General features: G+C 61.1%; 18 protein-coding genes and 2 pseudogenes. 10 read left to right on the top strand and 10 right to left on the bottom strand.

Annotated features, from left to right (window positions below):
* Positions 1 to 7: 7 nt before the first annotated feature.
* The 4 genes from NKI32_RS24810 to NKI32_RS24795 form a co-directional block, all read right to left on the bottom strand.
* A complete protein-coding gene (locus NKI32_RS24810) occupies positions 8 to 949 on the bottom strand; it encodes a glycosyltransferase family 2 protein (RefSeq protein ID WP_353004025.1) in 942 nt (313 codons plus the stop codon).
* A gap of 30 nt (positions 950 to 979) precedes the next feature.
* The gene (locus NKI32_RS24805) at positions 980 to 1,951 is read right to left on the bottom strand and encodes a glycosyltransferase family 2 protein (protein ID WP_196813648.1); all 972 of its coding nucleotides are present in this window, start codon (positions 1,949 to 1,951) and stop codon (positions 980 to 982) included.
* Positions 1,948 to 2,760, bottom strand: coding sequence for a polysaccharide deacetylase family protein (locus tag NKI32_RS24800; protein ID WP_353004023.1), 813 nt, complete (start codon positions 2,758 to 2,760; stop codon positions 1,948 to 1,950). Before NKI32_RS24800 ends, NKI32_RS24805 begins: the two co-directional genes overlap by 4 nt.
* Before the next feature lie 406 nt (positions 2,761 to 3,166).
* Entirely contained in the window at positions 3,167 to 4,801 is a 1,635-nt protein-coding gene (locus tag NKI32_RS24795; RefSeq protein ID WP_353004022.1) for a glycosyltransferase family protein, read from the bottom strand.
* Positions 4,802 to 4,995: 194 nt separating this feature from the next.
* Here NKI32_RS24795 and NKI32_RS24790 point away from each other — a divergent pair, with 194 nt between their 5' ends.
* The 4 genes from NKI32_RS24790 to NKI32_RS24775 all read left to right on the top strand — a co-directional run bounded on the left by NKI32_RS24790 (position 4,996) and on the right by NKI32_RS24775 (position 8,931).
* Positions 4,996 to 5,481, top strand: coding sequence for an acyltransferase (locus NKI32_RS24790; protein ID WP_023697363.1), 486 nt, complete (start codon positions 4,996 to 4,998; stop codon positions 5,479 to 5,481).
* Between the two features lie 297 nt (positions 5,482 to 5,778).
* On the top strand, positions 5,779 to 6,804 hold the full coding sequence (locus NKI32_RS24785; protein ID WP_353004020.1) for a Gfo/Idh/MocA family protein: 1,026 nt from the start codon (positions 5,779 to 5,781) through the stop codon (positions 6,802 to 6,804).
* 1 nt (position 6,805) lies between these two features.
* Complete coding sequence (locus tag NKI32_RS24780; RefSeq protein WP_353004018.1) at positions 6,806 to 7,948, top strand: DegT/DnrJ/EryC1/StrS family aminotransferase; 1,143 nt, start codon at positions 6,806 to 6,808, stop codon at positions 7,946 to 7,948.
* An 11-nt stretch (positions 7,949 to 7,959) separates the two neighbouring features.
* Entirely contained in the window at positions 7,960 to 8,931 is a 972-nt protein-coding gene (locus NKI32_RS24775) for an NAD-dependent epimerase/dehydratase family protein (protein ID WP_353004015.1), read from the top strand.
* 99 nt (positions 8,932 to 9,030) lie between these two features.
* Here NKI32_RS24775 and NKI32_RS24770 read toward each other — a convergent pair whose 3' ends face one another.
* From NKI32_RS24770 to NKI32_RS24760, 3 genes are all read right to left on the bottom strand, one after another.
* Entirely contained in the window at positions 9,031 to 9,225 is a 195-nt protein-coding gene (locus tag NKI32_RS24770; RefSeq protein ID WP_353004013.1) for a hypothetical protein, read from the bottom strand.
* Positions 9,226 to 9,360: 135 nt separating this feature from the next.
* Positions 9,361 to 9,711: a hypothetical protein gene (locus NKI32_RS24765; RefSeq protein WP_353004010.1), complete on the bottom strand. Its 351-nt coding sequence runs from the start codon at positions 9,709 to 9,711 to the stop codon at positions 9,361 to 9,363.
* Positions 9,712 to 11,459: 1,748 nt separating this feature from the next.
* The gene (locus NKI32_RS24760; protein WP_353004008.1) at positions 11,460 to 11,669 is read right to left on the bottom strand and encodes a hypothetical protein; all 210 of its coding nucleotides are present in this window, start codon (positions 11,667 to 11,669) and stop codon (positions 11,460 to 11,462) included.
* Positions 11,670 to 11,732: 63 nt separating this feature from the next.
* Here NKI32_RS24760 and NKI32_RS24755 point away from each other — a divergent pair, with 63 nt between their 5' ends.
* The 3 genes from NKI32_RS24755 (at position 11,733) to NKI32_RS24745 (ending at position 14,108) form a co-directional block, all read left to right on the top strand.
* Positions 11,733 to 12,044 (top strand): hypothetical protein, encoded by a 312-nt coding sequence (locus NKI32_RS24755; protein WP_353004006.1) that lies wholly within the window; start codon positions 11,733 to 11,735, stop codon positions 12,042 to 12,044.
* Positions 12,045 to 13,344: 1,300 nt separating this feature from the next.
* On the top strand, positions 13,345 to 13,644 hold the full coding sequence (locus NKI32_RS24750) for a DUF982 domain-containing protein (RefSeq protein ID WP_353004004.1): 300 nt from the start codon (positions 13,345 to 13,347) through the stop codon (positions 13,642 to 13,644).
* 266 nt (positions 13,645 to 13,910) lie between these two features.
* Complete coding sequence (locus tag NKI32_RS24745; RefSeq protein ID WP_023715452.1) at positions 13,911 to 14,108, top strand: hypothetical protein; 198 nt, start codon at positions 13,911 to 13,913, stop codon at positions 14,106 to 14,108.
* A 436-nt stretch (positions 14,109 to 14,544) separates the two neighbouring features.
* Here NKI32_RS24745 and NKI32_RS24740 read toward each other — a convergent pair whose 3' ends face one another.
* Complete coding sequence (locus NKI32_RS24740) at positions 14,545 to 14,904, bottom strand: ArsR/SmtB family transcription factor (protein WP_023697377.1); 360 nt, start codon at positions 14,902 to 14,904, stop codon at positions 14,545 to 14,547.
* 195 nt (positions 14,905 to 15,099) lie between these two features.
* Between NKI32_RS24740 and NKI32_RS24735 the strand changes: the two genes are divergently transcribed.
* Positions 15,100 to 15,411, top strand: coding sequence for a hypothetical protein (locus NKI32_RS24735; RefSeq protein WP_353004001.1), 312 nt, complete (start codon positions 15,100 to 15,102; stop codon positions 15,409 to 15,411).
* Positions 15,412 to 16,811: 1,400 nt separating this feature from the next.
* On the opposite strand, the pseudogene NKI32_RS24730 reads toward NKI32_RS24735, so the two are convergent.
* Positions 16,812 to 17,186, bottom strand: a pseudogene (locus NKI32_RS24730) (transposase); the annotation flags it as partial.
* Between the two features lie 434 nt (positions 17,187 to 17,620).
* Here NKI32_RS24730 and NKI32_RS24720 point away from each other — a divergent pair.
* Positions 17,621 to 17,836: a hypothetical protein gene (locus tag NKI32_RS24720; protein ID WP_353004071.1), complete on the top strand. Its 216-nt coding sequence runs from the start codon at positions 17,621 to 17,623 to the stop codon at positions 17,834 to 17,836.
* A 12-nt stretch (positions 17,837 to 17,848) separates the two neighbouring features.
* On the opposite strand, the pseudogene NKI32_RS24715 reads toward NKI32_RS24720, so the two are convergent.
* A pseudogene (locus NKI32_RS24715) lies at positions 17,849 to 17,896 on the bottom strand (hypothetical protein); the annotation flags it as partial.
* 896 nt (positions 17,897 to 18,792) lie between these two features.
* Here NKI32_RS24715 and NKI32_RS24710 point away from each other — a divergent pair.
* Positions 18,793 to 19,191, top strand: a complete 399-nt coding sequence (locus NKI32_RS24710; RefSeq protein ID WP_353003997.1) for a hypothetical protein — start codon at positions 18,793 to 18,795, stop codon at positions 19,189 to 19,191.
* Positions 19,192 to 19,391 lie beyond the last annotated feature (200 nt).

Here is a 19,391-nt window from a genome sequence, read left to right as displayed (position 1 = left end):
CCCCCCCTCAGCTTGCCAGACCGAACAGCTTCCGCAGCAGACCAATGTTGTGGTTCAGGCGCAGGTAATATTCGCGTTCGGGCCGGTCGAGCATCTGGAACGCGGCCAGCACCGGGGTGGCGACGATCATCTTGATTGCTCGCGCGATCTTCTGGCCTGGCGTTTTCAAACCCCTCAGTTCCACCTCGCCTTCCTTGCGCGCGCGCTCTGTGAGCCACGCGCGCGTAAGACGGCCAGCTTCGACCTTGTGGTCCACGACGAAGGCATCCGCGTACCAACAGCGATAACCGGCTCCAATCAGATCGGTCATCATCTGGGCCTCTTCCCCGCTGGCTAGGTTCGAGCCGACCCGACCGGTCTTTACGTCGAACCCACCATGAGCTTGAAGCGCGCTGCGGCGGAACAACAAGTTGGCGCCGACGCCGATGGGATGATCGGTCGTGTCGCGGAAGCCGTCCTCATCGACCACCGACAACAACAAGAGCGCTCGCGGTCCGAGCTGGCTCGGCGGTATTTCAAGACTGCTGGCGTCGTCGGGCCAGTGTGCGACCACCCGCCCCGCCAGGATGGCGGTCTGGGCGTCACAGCGGGCCGCGTAGGTGATCGCCGCTTGTACCCAGCCGGGCCGCGGCACCGCGTCATCGTCCAGCAATGCAATCCAATCGCCTTTGCCTGCCTCGAAACCCGCGTTACGGGCCCGGGCAACGCCGGGCTCGTCGAGCCGTATGAAGCTCAGTCCCGGGCGCGCCTTCAGGGTCTCCAGCACATCGGCGTGCGCCGGCGCCGAGGCGCTGTCGATGACGATGACCTCCACCGCCTGGCCGACGCATTGCGGCAGCAGGGCGTCGACGTTTTCGAGGACGTCGTGGCTGCGGTTGTGTGTGGCGATGACGATGCTAATGGCCGGGGCACCTGTGCTGATCTTCGGCGCGTCCTTGGCGTCGTGCATGCCCATCCGATCCTTAAGCTCCACGCGCGTTCAGTCCAGCGCCGCGTCCTCGACGGCCGGCGGGCGCGCGCCTAGGCCGATCGACCAGAAGAACGCCGCGCGCAACGGCGTCGGCCTCACGAGTTGCCTAACCGCCCGGAACGGAAACACCAGCAGCGCATGACGCACCGCGAACCGCACGCCCTTCGCATCCCCCTTGGCCGCCCGCTCCACCGCCGCATCGGCGAAATAGGTGTAGAATCCCAAGAGCGTGGCGAAATAGGAATGCAGCCACTCCTTCGGTGAGCGCCACTTGCGCCAGACGGGTATGGCGTGCCGCATAAACACCCTGCGCGTATAGGGAATCCGGCTCAGGACCAAGGCGTCGTAGGATCCCGACGGACGCTGGCGGAACAAGACGCATGGCACGGCCACATGCTCCACATGCCCACCGCTGGCGACGCGCATATGCCAGTCCCAGTCCTGGTCGGCCAGCAGGGTCTCGTCGAAATAACCGTAGGCGTCGCGTACCGCGATACGCGCCATCGTGGCGCCGATCTGCGGGAAGTAGCCGTCCAGCATCATCTTCAGATGATCGCCGTCGGGGCGCACGTCATTGGGGATGGGAGGCGCGATCGGCCGCAGACTAGGATCGGCCATCACAACTTGACCGAAGACCGCCTCCACCTCCGGCTGGCGATCGAAGAGTTGCAAATGCGGCCGCACATGTTGCTCGGTCCACACGTCGTCGTCGTCCAGGAACGCCAGGAACTCCCCCGAGGCCGCTTGCATCGCGGCGTTGCGCGCGGCGCCAGCGCCCGCGGTCGTCACGATGAGGTGCTGCGCGCCATGGGCCTGTGTCACTGCGCCGGTGGCGTCGTGGTTGGAGCCGTTGTCGCCAACAAGGATCTCAAACGTCAGATCCGGGCCTTCGAGCGCGCGAATGCTCGCCAGCGACTGGTCCAGGTACTGCGGACGGTCGCGGGTCGGGACGACTACCGAGACGATGCGCGCCTGACTCACCCCCATTCCTCCCACCGATCAAAGACGCCCGCCAGGGCCGCCGAAAATACCCGCATGTTGTCGAAGCGCGTGATGAAGGTCCGCGCGATGGTGCCAGCCGAACGCGTCTCCTCTGCCTGGGCGTACACCAGCTCATAACCTGCTGCCTTGGCCTCCCGCATGGCGATCGGGGTCCAGTTGGTCGATTGGCCGAGCGGAATTGCGAACGAGGTCGGCGCAAAGCCGAGCCGGGCCTCGATCATAGTGCGCGAGCGGTCCAATTCCTCACGGGCGGCGGCGCCGTCCAGCTGTCCAAAATCGGGATGGCTTGCGGAGTGGCTGCCGATTTCGGCGCCGTCGGCGGCCAGGCGCTCCAGATCGCGCCAGCCTAGAACCTCGTCGGTCGGCCAGGGAGACCCGCCTTCGCTCCAATCGGTGACGACGAACAGGGTCCAGGGAACCGCGAAGTCTTTCAGGATTGACGCGGCCTCGGTCATCACGCTGCGCAGACCGTCGTCGAAGGTGATGGCAAGGTCCATCGGGTCGCCCCCCGTCCGAGCGATCTTCGAGGCCGGGACGAACCGGTAGCCTCGCGCCGCGGCCCACTCCAACTGGCGACGGAACAGCTTCGGCGGCACGTCGTTGTGATCCATCAGCGGCTGGCCGACCGAGTGGTAGGCCAGGATACGGCCGCCCGAACGGCTTACGCGTCGGCCAAGGACGGACATGCCCTCTCGTTCGAGGACCATGCGTGCGCCGACCAGATGACGCCTTTCGACACCGAAGGCGCGGACAGCCCGCTTCAGAATCTTCGGCGGTCGCCCAATCATATTCACCTTCGCCTCAGTTCTTTCTGTCGGTGTCGAATTGCAGGCCCCATGGCAAGTATGACTTCTGACGCCAACGCCAACATGTTGAAACCCGAGGCACCCATACCCATCCCGTCAAACGCAATCCTCACCAGAAGGAAAGCAAGGCCTCAACAGGCTCTGTTCCGTCGAACGTATCAGAATGAGGTGCTGAACAGACCAGAGTCAAAAAGGGTATCCCGGTACGTTTTTGTCAGCCTGCTAAATCAAAAGTGTAATTCGCGATGGCTGCCTGACTGACAGCCCTTCAGGCTATAGGGGTACTGGGAATAAGGTGTGCGGGTCGCATCTGAAGATCGATCTCGCTTTTCCAGGCGTCGCAGACGCGCCCGACGAAGGGACGCCGGGCAAACCATGCCGTTAAAACTCACATCCAGCTGTCGCCCCTCAGCCGGCTCGCCGACCGCGGCAGCCATTCGGGAAGCAGGTTGCGGACTGCGTCCCAAGGCCCGTCGAAGCTCTTGGTCCGCGCCAGGCGCCGCCATACCCGTAGCCGCTCCGGCAGCGCCATCAGGCGCAGGGAACGCTTCAGGATCGCCTCGGCGCTGTCGAACTCGCCGAACACCTCGTTGAGCAGGATGTCGGGATATCCTTCGTAGAATTCCTCGTTCGCGGGCGCGCCATTCCCACGCAGCGGTGTGACTGGCGGGATCGCGACGGCTCTGGCGTAGAGAGCCTCCAGGCTTTCGATCCAATTCGGCGTGGTGTGCAGCCGCTTGACATTGGCCGCCGTCTCATCGCCCCGACGACGCAGCGCCTGCGGGTCGGCGAGCCAGTCCGCCAGGATGCGGTTATACTCCGCCATCGAGGTGGCGAAGCCAATGGTAGGCGCCAGCCCAGGCATATCGGTGCTCATGACGTTAGCATCCAACGGATAGGGAAACAGCGTCGCGCAGGGCGCGCCCAGCCCGCCGGCTTCCAGCATCGAGGTAATCGATACAAAGGGGTAAGAGTCGAGATAGATGTCCGCTGCCTCGAAGCTGAGCGAAGGATCGGGCGTCTCCGGCCGCCCCATGATCCGCCCGCCGGTCGCCGCTATGGCGTCTTGCCAATCGGCCGGCTCGCCCGGCCCGACGACCAACAACCGCGCATCGGATCGGGCCAGGAGTGCCTCGACATGCATGTCGGCGAACGACACCCCGCCCATCGTCCGGTATTTCACGCCGCGCGCGACCGAAACCAGAAGCGGTCCGTCGACCGGGATGCCGAGCTTCTGGCGCGCCTCGGCCCGGCTGTGCTTGCGGATCGGCGGATCGATTTGGATCGGCAGGATGGCGTGACGCTTAGCCGGGGTCCCACGCCGTTCCACCACCAGACGCTCGCCCGAGACGCGCGAACTGGCGATCAGGTCGCACACACAGAGCCCGACCCAGAAGGCATGGTCGGCATGGTTGACCAGCACCACGGGCGGTCGGTTGCGCTCGTCGGCGAAGGCTATACTGGGCGTCGGGTCCTCGTTGCTGACGTGCAGGACGACCAAGTCGAAATTGAGCGACAACTTGCGGAGCGCGCTGGCCCATTCCACCGGTCCGCCGCGTGTTGCGCCGATTACGTGGATATGTCCGCCACGAGCCTCCACGGCCTGGCGCACCGAGGCCGGCGGCTTCCCCGGATGGCGCAACAGGGCCAAGGAGTGATGACGGCTCTCGTCGGCGACGATCCAGCGGCGCATCATCCGCGTCAAGCCGCCGACTTCGCTCAAAGCGGTGGCCACATGCAACACGCGGCCGATCTTCGTTCGCGTCGGTCGCGCAGTTTCGGCCTTCGGGGCGAGTGTCCGTCGCGCGATCTCGATCAGGATTTGCTCAAGCGGCTCGGACCGATAAAAGCCGCAATGCCGCTTGCGTGCAAGCGTGACCGCCGCCTCTACATAGGCCGCCGCGGAGTTGAGGTCGTCAGCCTCCAGACAGCGCTCCGCCTCACACCGAAGGCTTTGAAACTCTTCGTAGTTGTGACGCATACGCGCCACCTCGGAATCGGAGCGCACGGCTTCAAATCGCATCGTCTCCGGCATCCTTCCCCCCCACGGTCGCGGCCTGCCCTAGAACTTGTTATACCTAGTGGTGAAGGCTTGCCAAGCGACAAAGCAGGTTACATAGAACTGTAGCCGACCGCTGCTATCGCTTCAGCGGCGCACCAAGGATCATATCCGATTTGCAGGCGATGGCACGTGACAGACAGTTCCAGGGGGAAGCGATGCCTATTTCGGACAGTGTGGTGCTGCGTGGCGAGGTCGTCATCCACCACCCCAGTATGGTGAACCTCTACGGCTGCGAGGTCGGTAACGGCTCGCGCATCGGCGCTTTCGTCGAAATCCAGAAGAATTCCTCAGTCGGCGAGCGCTGCAAGATCTCCTCGCACACCTTCATCTGCGAGGGCGTAACCATCAAGGACGAGGTCTTCATCGGCCATGGGGTGATGTTCACCAACGACCGTCTTCCCCGAGCCACCAACCCGGACGGGAGCGCGCAGAATGAAGCCGACTGGAAAATTGAGCCGACCCTGGTCAAGAAGGGCGCCTCCATCGGCTCCAACGTCACCATCACCCCGGGCGTGACCATCGGAGAACGGGCCCTGATCGGCGCTGGCGCCGTCGTCACCCGTGACATCCCCGACTTCGCCATCGCTGCCGGCGTGCCAGCCCGTGTGGTCGGAGACGTAAGGACCGCAAAGACTGGCTGACCCCCCTCGGCCCCTCTCGGCACGGCTTCGTACACCGAATTGCGATCCTTTGGTGTATTCGGAGAGATCATTTGAGGTAGATCCGGCGCCCTGCCCTCGCCTGGCTGGATGATCCTGAGGGGGTCTTGATGACCCAACGGCCATAGTGACCGCACCGCTTCGCAGCTTCAAACTGCATTGTGAAGAGGTCGAGGTGGCACGGCATTGAGCGATCGGCGCATCCCTTCTCAACCAACGACAGGCTCCAACAAGCCTCCAAGACTCCGGTGGGCGGGGGCGGAGTGAAGGGTAGTCAATATGATCAATATCGGCATCATCGGTTACGGCTATTGGGGGCCGAACCTCCTGCGCAACTTCATGGAGATCCCCGATGCCCGGGTCCGCGTGGTCGCCGACCTGGACCCCAAGAAGCGCGAGTTGGTGAACCGTCGCTATCCGGGTGTGCAGTCCACCAGGGACGTCCAGGCCCTGTTCCAAGATCCCGAGATCGACGCCATCGCCGTGGCGACGCCGGTCAATAGCCACTTCGAACTGGGCATGTCTGCGCTGAAGGCCGGCAAGCATCTCTGGCTCGAGAAGCCTATGACCGAAACCTCGCTACAGGCCAGGATGCTGGTTAATGAAGCGGACAAGCGCGGGTTGACCCTGATTGTCGATCACACCTTCATCTATACCGGTGCAGTCCGGAAGATGCGCGACATCGTCGCCGCCGGCGACCTCGGCCAGATCTATTATTACGACGCCACCCGGGTGAACCTGGGCCTCTTTCAGAGGGACGTAAACGTCATTTCCGACCTGGCGGTCCACGACTTCGCGATCATCGACCGTCTGTTCGAAGAACATCCGACCGCCGTTTCGGCCAGCGGTATCAACCACTTCCCCGGCACCCCGGAAAATTTGGCCTACATTTCGCTGTTTTACGACTCTGGCATGATGGCGCACATCAACGTGAGTTGGCTAGCTCCGGTGAAGGTGCGTAACATACTGGTCGGCGGCTCCAACAAGATGATCACCTACGACGATCTGGAGCCGTCCGAGAAGGTCAAGGTTTACGACAAGGGCGTCTCCTTCACCGACGACCCGGCCAAGATCCACGAGATGCGCGTCGGCTACCGGACGGGCGACATGTGGGCGCCCAAGCTCGACTCCACCGAGGCCCTGCGTATCGCCGGCCAGGAGTGGATCGACTGCATCATCGAAAAGAGGGTTCCCATCGCAGATGGCCGGCTTGGCCTGCGCGTGGTGGAGATCATCGAAGCCGCCACCAGTTCCATGCGCGGGCGTGGCGAAACCGTGCACCTGCGACGCAAAGATGCAGCCTAATATGATCCCGTTCGTAGATCTGAAAGCCCAGTACACCACGATCAAGCTCGAGGTAGATGCCGCCATTCAGCGCACTTTGGAGAGCTGTCAGTTTACCCTGGGCGCTGACGTCGCTGAATTCGAAAAGGAATTCGCCGCCTATTCGCAAGCGGCCTTCGGCGTCGGCGTCAATACCGGCACCAGCGCCCTGCACCTGGGCCTGCTGGCCGCCGGGATTGGACCGGGCGACGAGGTGATCACCTCCCCCTTCACCTTCGTGGCGACGGTTGCGGCCATTTACTACACAGGCGCGACCCCCGTGCTCGTCGATATCGATCCTGCGACCTACACCATCGACCCGGCCCAGATCGAAGCCGCGGTCACGCCGGCCACCAAGGCGATCATCCCGATCCACCTCTACGGCCAGCCCGCCGACATGGATCCGATCATGGCCATCGCCCGGAAGCACGGCCTGATGGTGCTGGAGGACGCTTGCCAGGCCCACGGCGCGGAATACAAGGGCAAGCGCGTCGGGGCCATCGGCGACATGGCAGCTTTCAGCTTCTATCCCGGCAAGAACCTCGGCGCCTATGGCGAGGGCGGGATGCTGACGACCAACATCGCCGACCACAACCGTGCGGTTCGCATGCTGCGAGACTGGGGCGCCGAGCGGAAGTACCATCACGAAGTCAAAGGCTATAATTATCGCCTGGAAGGCCTTCAGGGCGCTGTCCTGCGTGTGAAGCTCAAACATCTGGACCGATGGACCGAGCAGCGACGCGCCACGGCCGCCCGCTATGACGCCATGTTCGCCGGCATCGGCCTGTCGACCCCGTTCGTCCGCGACGATGTGCGCCACGTCTACCACATCTACGCCGTGCGTACGCCCGACCGCGCGCGCTGGGGGGAGGCGTTGAACGCTCAAGGCATCCAGTCGGGTATCCACTATCCCATTCCGGTTCACCTGCTGCCCGCCTACGCCGATCTCGGCTACAAGCAGGGCCAGTTCCCGCACGCCGAAAAGGCCGCCGCCGAGGTTCTCTCCCTACCTATGTTCCCGGAGTTGACGGAGCAGCAGCAGGACGCGGTCGTGGCCGCGGTCATCGAATTGCAAGCAAGCGTTGAGCGGGCCCAACTCAACCGGAAACACGCCTCGAACCGATGACAGGGAATACGATGAAACTTGAAGGCTCTCGCATCCTGGTGACCGGCGGCTGCGGTCTGGTCGGCTCGACCACCATCGACCTGCTGCTGAAGGAGCACGCGCCGGAAAAGATAGTGATCCTCGACAACCTGGTCCGCGGCAGCCTGCAAAACGTCAAGGACGCGCTGCAAGACCCGCGCATCGAACTCGTCGAAGGCGACATTCGCGACGTGGCAACTGTCCACAGGGCCACCGACGGCATGGACGCCGTCATCCACATGGCAACCCTGAGGGTCATCGCCTGCGCCGCCGAGCCGCGCGAAGCCCTGGGCGTCATGTGCGACGGCAGCTACAACGTCATTGAGGCCGCCCAGGCTAAGGGCGTGAAGAAGATCTGCGCGGCCTCCTCGGCCTCGGTCTACGGCCTGGCCGACCTCTTCCCGACAGAAGAGAGCCACCACCCGTACAACAACCGCACCTGGTACGGCGCCAGCAAGGTCATGCTGGAAGGCCTGTTGCGCTCGTTCAATGACATGTACGGCCTTCCCTACGTGGCTTTGCGCTATTTTAACGTGTACGGCCCGCGCATGGACCTGCATGGTAAGTATACCGAGGTTCTAATCCGCTGGATGGACCGCATCGACGCCGGCCAGCCGCCGCTGATTCTCGGCGACGGTTCCACCACCATGGACTTCGTCTATATCGAGGACATCGCCCGAGCGAACATCCTGTCCCTGCTTTCTGACGTGGAGGACGATGTGTTCAACGTCGCCAGCGGCGTGGAGACCAGCCTGAACGAACTGGCCGCCTCACTCCTGCGCGTGATGCACTCCGACCTTCAGCCGGAGTACGGGCCCGAGCGCAAAGTGAACCCCGTCTCGCGGCGCCTTGCCGACACGTGCAAGGCGGAAAAGATGCTGGGCTTCAAGGCGAGCATCGACCTCGATGAGGGCCTCACCCGCCTGGTCGACTGGTGGCGAGCCACACGCGGGCAGGTGACCTGACGAACCGCTCGCGACGACGAAAACTTTCCTGGTAGGCTTGCCCCTACATGGCAGAAGCGTGCGATCCTTGACATGGGCGCGCGCCCCGCGGCGTCACCCTCACCCGCCGCCCATCGCGACGTAGAATGTGCAGTCGCTCCACATGGCGTAAATGAACGCCGCCAGCTTGCGCGCTATCGCAGGCCTAGCGATAGCAAGAGCGTTGCCGATCTCCAGGCCCCAGCTCTTGATCTTGTCCTTGCCTTGAAGCGCGTCATCCGTCCCGACACCCGCCTCGGAGAGCGCGCGCCGCACGTCGGCGTCGCCAGCCTTTTGAGATAGGGACCTCGAACATCGATCGAAGTGCCCGAGTGCCTGGGCCGCGAGACTAGGCCGAAGTAGGCGGCGAGTCGCCTGAGGGACGAATGCGCGTCGGGTCCTCGATCTCTGTCATGAAGAAGTTGCCGTCACCGGGCTGACGCCGCGGATCGCCATAAAGCGCCAGCATGCCTCGCAGCGCGCGACGGTCCTCATGACCAGATCATGCAGCCGGCAGTACTGTCGCCACATGGCGCGCGGGCCGGTGAGCATGTCGTCTATCAACTCGGCCGCAGCCTGCGCACCGCCTGCGCGAAGGCGCCGCCTCCGACCTTGCCCCATGCGGATGCCGAACGACTTTAACGAGTGGCGGACGGCGTTCTCCAGATAGAGCAGCTTGGCTTTCAGCTTCGCCGGTGCGTTAGCAGCAGGTGCGTTCGGTTGCACCTTTCCGACTTGATATAGCCCCAGCGGGACCAGCAAGTGCGCAGGATTTTGGCGACGCCGACGCGTCGGTCTTGTTGAGCTGCGTGCGAAAGCGGAAGCCAAGCCGCAGTCCCCCAACGCCGAATGGCGCCGTCTATCTTTGGCTCATATTGGGACACCCTTGGTTTGGCACCGCAATTGCTTCTAAAGCTTTGTCGTGGCGCGAGGGCGCTGCTTCCTGGTTGGCGAAGCAACAGGGCGAGGTAGGCAATGCGCATCCTAGTGGGACCTGCTAAACGAGAAGGTGTTTCTCGAACGATTTTCCATCGACCGTTGGGCGATGCCGATATCAGATCCGAAACGGGGGCGGTCATCATGTCGATAGATGCCGGCGGCATTTATGCAAGCGGTTCGCAATACCGGTACCAGATTGAGTTGACGCTTGATGAACTTGAGGTGCTTGCGAGCCGTCTGGCAATGAGATCCAACTAGAATACTTGGCCGCGCCAGCTCCCCTGACGCAACGAATCAGCTGCTTTAGCTTCGCCGGACCTGAAGGAACTGTCGGCCGGCGCATGCGGTTCTAGCTATTTCTATTTGGCTGGTAGCATGCTTCTGTTGGATTTTCACCAACGACGGCCGATTCATCATTGGCCCTTGTGCGCGAGCTGCCAGGCTAGTGCACCGGACCGTACCGGACGTCGGTGGCACCGTTCGCTGTCCCGATGCCGCTGCCTGGTGCTCGTCAGCCAGATCACCGCACTCTGCACGCAAGATGGAACTGTTTGAAGAATGGGTTATGGCCAGAGCGGCGCCGACGCGGCTTCCGGCGGCACGCCGCCGTCACCTAGAGAACCGCCAGCGCAAGCGGCGCCAACGCCCGCAACGGTGCCTGGCATCACCCTTCACTCAGCCGGCGCCGCACCCACCTGCCCCACTACATCGTGGTGCAGTTCGGCGAGGAACCCCACTGATCCGGGCGGCATTGTCGCCGAGGTCGTAGCGGCCGTAAGCGGGAATTGATGACGTCTGCGCCCTGGCCAAATCCGCGATCACACGCTGGGCACGACTATTGTCGTCTGAAGTCATAACAGAAAATCGGCTCTGCCAAACTTGCGGGATGAAATCACAAGATCAGAGCGCGTCATCAAGTCCGGCTATAACTCCACCGGCAGAGATTGCGACTGAAGCCGCACCCGCCCTTCAGCACCGTAGCTGATCGCACCGCCTACCTTGGTCTCAACCGCGCTGTCACACGGCTTTCGTTCATTCGCATGGTTCGCGGAGATTGGCATGATCGCATCCTCTCATCTCATCCGGCGTCGTCTCCCTCACAAAGCAGCGCCGGTAAGGCTCGGCGCCCTTCTTTTCGTTCCCTGTGTGTGTGTCCAAAGGAGGTCGCCGGGCCTGCCGTTGCTCGGGTGGTTGCTCCTGATGGCTGCGCTTGGCGCCGTGGCCCTACCTCTTCCTTCCGGGTAAGCCAGCGACGCGCTTGCGAGCCGGCTCGGCATGTAGGATTATAGTCCTTGTTGCGGCGAAGCTCCATGACCTGAGATCGCCAATGGCCAGAACCAAACCTTCCGAACAGCTTTCACAGGCGGAAATTGACCGCTTCCTGGCGGCAGCCGAGGCGCTGCACAAGAGCATCGTCGGCCGCTCCTGGCGTACCACAGCGAGCACTACAAAGCTCTTCGTGAGGTCCAGCGGCCCTTGTTGAAGTCGATCGAGACCATCACCGGCAGGAAGACGCAGTTCATAAAATGGAACGGGACAGGACCGGCACAGGCTTGGGAGAAGCCTCCGGGCTAATGCCCAGCCTCGCGCACCTCTCGCCGCCGCATCACCTCCACAAGCAGTTCAAAGACGGTTTCAACCTCGCCGTTGATTTCGTCGGCGCCGATGCCGGCCTTCTCGGCAGCTGTCATCAACTGATCTTTCAAGTCACCGATGGTGATCGGAACCCCCAGCGCCACAATGGGCAGCTGCTTGGCCACCCACTTGTCGAGAAACTTCATGCCGCGTGTGCTCATTTATTAGCAACCTCTCATCTTGACGCCGCAGCCGCCCGCCCCAGAGTCTTGCACATTGCTCGAGGCAATATCAAAGTTGGCGATGAGGTCGCCGTCACTGCGGTTGTGCGCGGCCGGGTGACGCCCGATCGCGTAAGCGTGACGATCCCGTCCTATAACTTCCCGCATTCGGTTGTCGAGTCGACTTTGAAAGCCGTGATCGGCCAGAATATGGAGGTCACCGGCACGGTCACGCGCGTCGATGGAGACAAGGTGACCGTGAGCCTCCGGCCATTGGTGACTGTGGACGCCGAGTATGTGCGGCTGGTTGAGAGCTATGTGGCGCCGAAGGGGAAAACGCGGCTTGTTGACAAAGCCTAACGGCACAGCCGACCCAAAGCACAGGCCACTGAAACTTTTCCCTTCACATCGGCTCTGGTCGCCTCGCGCTAGCTGCCGACGATGGGTCGGCATCTTCCCAACTTTGCGCCATGTCATCGCGATGATGTTGACGAAGGCGCTTCAGCAGTTCGCGAGAGGCTGGATCGCCCTGCGCGATTGATCCATGTTCTGGCACGTGGCGCGTTCCTCCATGGACTTCTGCCACTTTAGCAAGGTGGCGGTAGTCGCAGTGGCCGCTTGAGCGATATCTATGGGCGTTGCAATCATCGCATCCTCCCAAAAGGCAATGGTAACCACAATCTTTATAGGCGTCGAAACCCTTCCTTCAATCAAAAAAACGGATTCATACGGCAAAATGGCTACTTGTCAGGAGCGCTCGACGGCGGCTTCGTCGCCCTCGGCTTCCATCTCTTGACGATCTGAATGATTGTCCTAATGCCCGTAGGGTCCGGTTCCTGGCAGCGTTCCCTTCGTTCTTCAAGGAACAGCTTGGTGTGCTCGTTCCGCTCAAGAGGCGTTGTCCCGTGCTCTTGAGCGAACTTTCCAAACGCCTTGCGCAGGTCGGCAAGGTCCAAAGCCCAAAGAAGCTCACTGCTACCGGGTGCGACATTGCGTTCACCAATCCGCCCATTCTCTCGGAACTAAGTTGGCTTCGCGGTTGAGCCTTTAAGATGGCATTGCGAGATAATTTGCTCGGTTCCTAATACGCATATATCTTCGGCAGCGCGGGGCTTCCTGTCTTCCCGCAGTGGCCGGTGCAGTTAAGCCCCCCCACAAGCTTGCCCAACTGCACCGGCCATTCCCTTATGGCTGGGGATGGTCTTTGTGCTCGGCAATCTTTTCCAAGAGCTTCCGTGAAGCATCTAGGACGCGTCGCGTTTCGGTGATCGTCGATTGCAGGGAGTCCAGTTGGCTCTCCGCTCGGAGCTGGCTACGGCGGGCGCTTTCAATGAACTGGTGGTCAGGTTCCCACCGGACTTTCATGGGACTCAGCCTCTCTTATCGGTAGCGCATCAACGCCAAGGAAACCCGCGATCCGCGCGCAACAGCGGGTCTCCATAGTCACGGCTACATCCGAAGAATCGATTGCTTAGATTAGGAAATGTGTGGTTCTCGCCACGGTTCCATACAATTTTAGAAAGCCGTTCCCTATGCCTGGATCGTCCCAACCCGCCGATTCAAATTGGCTTGCGCGAAATGGGTCAAAAAATCAAATAAGCATGGAAACCAAAAAGCTCTTGTTGCGTTCGGCGCACTAAAAGGTCGGGAGGTTGTGCCCATGGGCACCTTTTTACCGCTGTTCGTTAAGCTGGTAGACCGGAAATCAATGACGGTTTCCTCTATTTGTGAGGCCGAGGATGCGCTCCAGGGGCAGTGGCCAAATAAGGGTGCGGCGGCCTATAGGGATGCGTGCCGATTGATCGCGGAGGCCAAGGATGGAAGCTGCAGTCCGGCTGTAGCATTTGCGGCGTTCAAGGCTGCCGCTATCGATCAGCACTTGCTGCAGCCGGAGCCCGGCGCTCGGCATGTTCGACAACGTGACATAAACCATCGTGATGATGAAGCCGACGGCCCCTAGTATCAAATTGGGGCCGACACAGCGGAGTCTCGCTTGGTCGCGCGACGGTGGGCTCGCACCGACCGGGGCAGGTGATGCGAGCCCGGCCGAGTCTTGCGGGACCTCGACCGGCAGCGAACACCCACTCGCTGCCGTTCTATCAACAAGCCCCCAAATTTCAGGTTCCGCTAATGTACAAAAAAGCCCACCACCGTTCAGGTAGTGGGCAGTTTTGGGAGACACTGATATGGGAACAGTGCGACCGCCCCAAGTGTTTCGAGCCTACAATGTTCCAGGGGGATTCACAGTGCGGGCGTTTCTATGAAGGCATGGACACGGTTTCCGATGATACCGGCCAGGCCTCAGGGAGCCCCGCCGGACTTGTGGCGCCCGTCCGCGCCTTCGCCTTCGATGTTGCCGCCACGCTGTTCCTGGGCCTCGCAGTCGGCCTTGGTGTTGGCTTTGGAATGGCGATCGTGGGTTAGATCGCGTCCTCCCTTCGTTTGTATGTTTCGTGGGCATTGGTAGCAGTGCCCATATGTTTGCCAGCCGGCGCTAAGTATCACCGGTCAGGCCCAGTGGCCGCCCGTTAGCGCCCCCCGCAACAAGCTGCTGGGCCGCCCTTTGTACCGCCGAGGCGAAAAAAGCCGCTGCGCGAGATGGTCAACTAGCGCCAGTGAACTGCGCGAACTAATTGCGCGCAAAACGCATAGGCGGCGGGCTTTTTGTCTGTCCGGGGAACAGGCGTCAGGCGGGTGAGTTGGGTGGTTGCAGCGTCTCCCGCTGCCAACCGATGTCGACGGTTGAGGCCCATGCTGTGCTTTACAGGCTGGCGCGGGCCGCTCGTGCCCCGTTAGGTCCATCGAACTTAGCGATCCACCTGGTTCGGGTCGCCCCCGTTTAGGTCTTAGATTTGCCTTCTCAGGCCATTCGCAGCCGGCGAAGTCTATGGGCGACGTAGTGCGGACCTGGCCCCGCGAGCGGTCGTCCGGTCATCAGGAAGCCGTCCAGCATAGCTAGCAATTCGCGCGCTGCGCCGGATGAGCAGTAGTAGTAGATTACTTGACCGTCGCGTCGGGTGCCGACAAGGCCGAAGGCGCGGAGCTTGGCAAGATGCTGCGACAAAGCCGACTGGCTGAGTTGAACTTTCTCGGCGAGGACACCGGCCGAAAGTTCGCCGCCGGCCAGGTGGTTCATGATCAAAAGCCGCTTCTCATTTCCCATCAAGTTGAGAAAGGCGGAGACGGTTTTGGCACTGGCGGCAAGGTTTCTTGAAATCATCGAATCAGACTAAGGTCCTACCCAAGATAGGAACTTAAGTCTGCAGGAACGCGGAATCAAACCCTCAGTTCCGCAAAAAAAGCAAATTCCTATTGATCCTCATCCTCGCGGAATCCCTGCAGCCATGCAAGCCGCAGGTCATCCCCGCCGCGCAGATGCTTCACGCGGCCGATCAGCCTCGGCTTGACCCATTGCGTGGCAGGCCGCTTCACGATGCCCTTGGGCGTCGTGCCTGAGTGCTCCTGGACGCGTTTGCATAGCCTCTCGCGCAATTTCCCGGTTCAAGGTGACGAATGCGCTTCCGACATAGCGCCCGGTGCCGCGCTCAGCCATCAGAGCGAAAGCCGGCTTGCCCGCTTCACGCATCGAGCCGAGCAGAAGGCGCTGTTGAAGGCAACGAACGAGTTGAGCGAGTCACCAGACGACGTGCTCAGCGACATCGGGATTTCCCGTGACGACATCACGACGTTTGCGTTCCGCAGCCCGGCGTCGAGACGTAGGGGCTGAGCAATAAAAACCCGCCACTGTGAGGCAGCGGGTTCTCTTTCGGAAATGATGAGCTGCCTTTTACGGCCGGCCTTCATTGGGCGGGGTTGCGGATGTCTCTGGCCGGACATTCGACGTCATTGAAGCGAGGCACTCCTCCAGACGTTCCAGCCGCGCCTTCTGGCATCGCAGTGTGTGCGCGACGTCATGCAGCCTGGATTTACCCTGAGAGTTGGCGGCAGCGATCAAGTCTATTTGGAGCCGACTGATCTTGCTCCGCAGATCGCGAGCGTCAGCTTCCATCAGACCCTTGATCCATCCAGCCCCGCGCATTCCAGCACACCATCCACCGAGCCCTGCGTCGCACGATAGCCGCGAGTTTGCTAACAACCATGCCATGAACCTTCTCGAATTTTATGCATTGCTAATATATAAAAAGCCCGCCACCGTCAGGCATCCGGGCAGTTTTTGCCCGTTCGGATCGATCTGTGAGGTTTGTCACAGACGCATCGACGTATCGGCGTAGGCTACGTGCAGTTTCCTGCAGCGGTAAAGGGAGTGGTCCGATGCTTGTGAACCTTCCTATGCTAGTGAATCTTCCTCTTGTCGCAGTTGGTCCCCTTGCCGATTGGGTCGCCACGGCATTGAGACCACGTTTGTAGGCAAAGCTTCGCCATCCGCCGAAGCGGCGATATTCTTCAACATTGGGATTGCCCCCTTAGGCTCGCGGCTTGATAGCCGCTGGGGCAGCGTGGGGTATTTGTTTATAGACCGCGACATCGCCGAATGGTTCGCGGTCGCTCTGCCGAACAGAACAAAGGCGAGGCAGTTGTTGTGACGGCAAAGGTCCGGAAGGCCGGCGTTCGGCTTGCAAAGGCCAGTGAGAAAGAGGTTGTGACCGTGCCGAGACGGTCGCGGGCACGTTCTCTTGAGCCGCGACCGAAATTTAGTTGAGTCAGCCGCTTCCGATGATCGCCAGTGGCCGGTTAGGTAAGCGAGCCCCTTGTCAGGCAGTCCGGCATGTAGAACATGACCGGCACGTCTGGGAAGCCTTCAGGCTAAGTCCGCCCTTTCGGCGCCACGACGATCCACTTCGATAATCAATTTGAAGACACTTTCAAGCTCGCGTTGATCTCGTCGGCAGGAATGCCGGCCTTCTCGGCAGCTGTCATCAACTGGTCTTTTCAAGTCGCCAACCGCGATAGGGTCTCCCCGCGCCACAATGGGCAGTTGTTTGGCTACCCACTTATCGAGAAACTTCAGGCCACGGACGCTCATCCTTGACACCGCACCCGCCCCGGGCCGGGTGACACCCGATCGCATAAGCGTGACGATTCCCTCCTATGACTTCCCGCATGCGGTTGTCGATTCGACTTCTAAGGGCGTGATCGGCCAGCATATGGAATTAAAGCGTGTCGCGATTAATTAGCCTCGTATCCTGCAGCCTTGAAGAAGTTTCTGCATTCAACTGGCTCGAACAGGTGGCACATCGCCGAGAGCCTCGCAGAGCGCGTCGAAGGTCCTGGCCGCCTTCTTTCGCAGCCGCGCCTTGAGTTTTGAGTAGGCCATCTCGATCGGGTTGAGATCGGGTGAGTATGGCGGCAGGAACAGGAGCCAAGCGCCCCTTTGGCGAACCAGTTGTGCGGCGCGCTCGTTCTTGTGGAAGCCGACATTGTCGAGAATGACGATATCGCCGGGCGACAGTTGGGGGCAAGCTGTGTTTCGACATAGTGTTCGAAAATGGCGCCATTCATCGGCGCGTTGACGATCCACGGCGTCAGCGTGTTGTTGCGTATGTCGATGAGGGGCATGGTCACCGCGAGGCAGCGCGCCATTTCCGCGTTTCGCCTCGCTTTGTGAACAATCTGATCAACTTGCGGCGGCAGACCGGTTCGCTTGAAGCGCGCCGGCAGGGCCATGTGGGCGGCGGCAAGCTTGAGCCGCATGCCGAGTTTGTGCGTTTGCGATTGGCCGAGACCGGCGAACTGACGCAACTCAAGCGGTAGCGGCTTGCCCATCGCGGTCTCCTTTCAACCGCAATGAATCACGAACTCAAACCAAAGGGAATCCTGAATCCTTTAAATCGCGACAGGCTCTAGTCGGCCCGGTCACGCGCATCGACGGCGACAAGGTAACCGTCAGCCTCCAGCCACTGGTGACTGTCGACGCCGAGCACGTGCCGTTGTTGAGAGCCATGTGCGCCACAAGACCGTGGCATCGTAGCCCGGCGATGAAGGTCTGCGTCTGCCATTTGCCGAAGGGCGCATGCGTCCTGAAGCGCTCGCCCTTCGGCGCCCAGCCGGTGCGTTTGGTCAGTTTGGTGTTGGTCGACGTCTCATCGATGAAGATCAGCCGCCAAAGCCTTGTTGAAGAAGCGCTTTCGCCGCCCGGTCCACAGCTCACGCGCCTGGCGCACGTCGGCCCGCTGCTGCTCGCTGGCCAGTAGAGTTTTTTTATGACTGAGTCCAAGGCGATGGAGCAGGCGCCCGACATTGGAGCGGTGCACGCTCACACCACGCACCTCCAGTTCGACGCAAAGCTCATCCAGCGGGCACGGCGAAAAAAGCCGATTGTTGACAAAGCCTAACGGCGCTGCTTGAGGAGATCAAAGGCCTTGTCGCAGGGGCAGCCGCCGGAAAGAATGGGATTCGGGCCGCTTTGGATAATTATGCGGTTCCCGAGCCAGCACGGCGACAAGTACCGAGCAGTCGAGTTCCTCGTTGAACGAAAAGTGCGGGTCGGCCTCTGGCAAGATCTGAGCCAAGCGTAGCGATTTCAACCTGGCTGTCTTGGCGGCACGTTCTGCGCATTCAACCTCATTGATCGTTTTCGCGGACCGCACTTCACCTCGGCGTTCTCCCAGCCAACACATTTCCTGGTAGCCTCATTCTCACCTCCCCCCGACGCAAATTTCTACATTCGGATGAACCATGTCGCCCTTCATTCTGATGAAGCCCAAGCTCAAACAGGGGGCCAGATGGCCGCGATTGTGGGCTCGCGCCGACCGGCGAGGTGATGCGAGCCCGGCCGAGTCTTGCGGGACCTCGACCAGCAGCGAACACCCACTCGCTGCCGTTCTATAACAAAGCCCCCAAATTTCAGGTCCGCTTATACAAAAAAAGCCGGCCTTCTTTCGGCAGCCGGCCAGTTCCAACAGAACAAGGGAACGTGCACTGATGGGGCAGTGCAACGCCCGAAGTGTTCGAGGCTACAATGTTCCAAGGGTGAGAATAACGAGGCAGCCTAGCTAGCGGTTGGCGCCAGCCGCATGGCTTGCCCCCTCCGCCCTCTTGACTGCCCGAGCGGGTTAGGGACCTTCACTGCGTGCCTTGAGAGAAGCGGCCCGGGGCACCTTTGGAAATCAAGCCGCGTGATAACCGACGATGGGGGAGCCCTTACGTCGTGGACAACGAGCAGCACGGCTGCCCAAGCACAACTCCAAACAACAACAATCCGGCTTCCGCGCCCATGGCGGCGTTGCGGCCACTAAAAAACTGGAGCAAAGTGATGACCAAAATTGTCGAATATCAGGATAGTGACGTGACGGTGGTATCGCGGAATCCGTTGCGAGGCGCACTGGAACTGGTGACCGATGACGACGACACAACCTTCCTCGAACCGGACAGGGACAGCGCCGAGTGGCTGGTGTCGGCGCTCCTCGAGTTCCTCATGGAAGGCAAACGCCCAGAAACACCAAAGATGACTGTTGAACCGGCCGCTGACGGCGCCAGAGGCCGCGACCAAGTTCTAACCTCCATTTTTGAAGGCATAGCAGCAGCCTATCAAGCCAACGCTCTATGAAAACAATGATCCTTTGGACAATTGCGCGACCTTTGCAGAGACGGCACTAGCGTCGCTGGAGTCGACTGGCTTCAGAGTGGTGCGTTAAGCCACCTTTGCTGCCTGCACGGTTTCGGGTGAACCGTGCAGGTTGCCCAATGGGGCGACAGTGGAACAAACTGAGGATTCACATTCCCGGAGTTCCGATTTAGAATCATTCC

The sequence above is a fragment of the Mesorhizobium sp. M0761 genome, from assembly GCF_040320205.1.
Taxonomy (GTDB): Bacteria; Pseudomonadota; Alphaproteobacteria; order Rhizobiales; family Rhizobiaceae; genus Mesorhizobium.
This window is presented reverse-complemented; position numbering and strand designations above follow the sequence as displayed.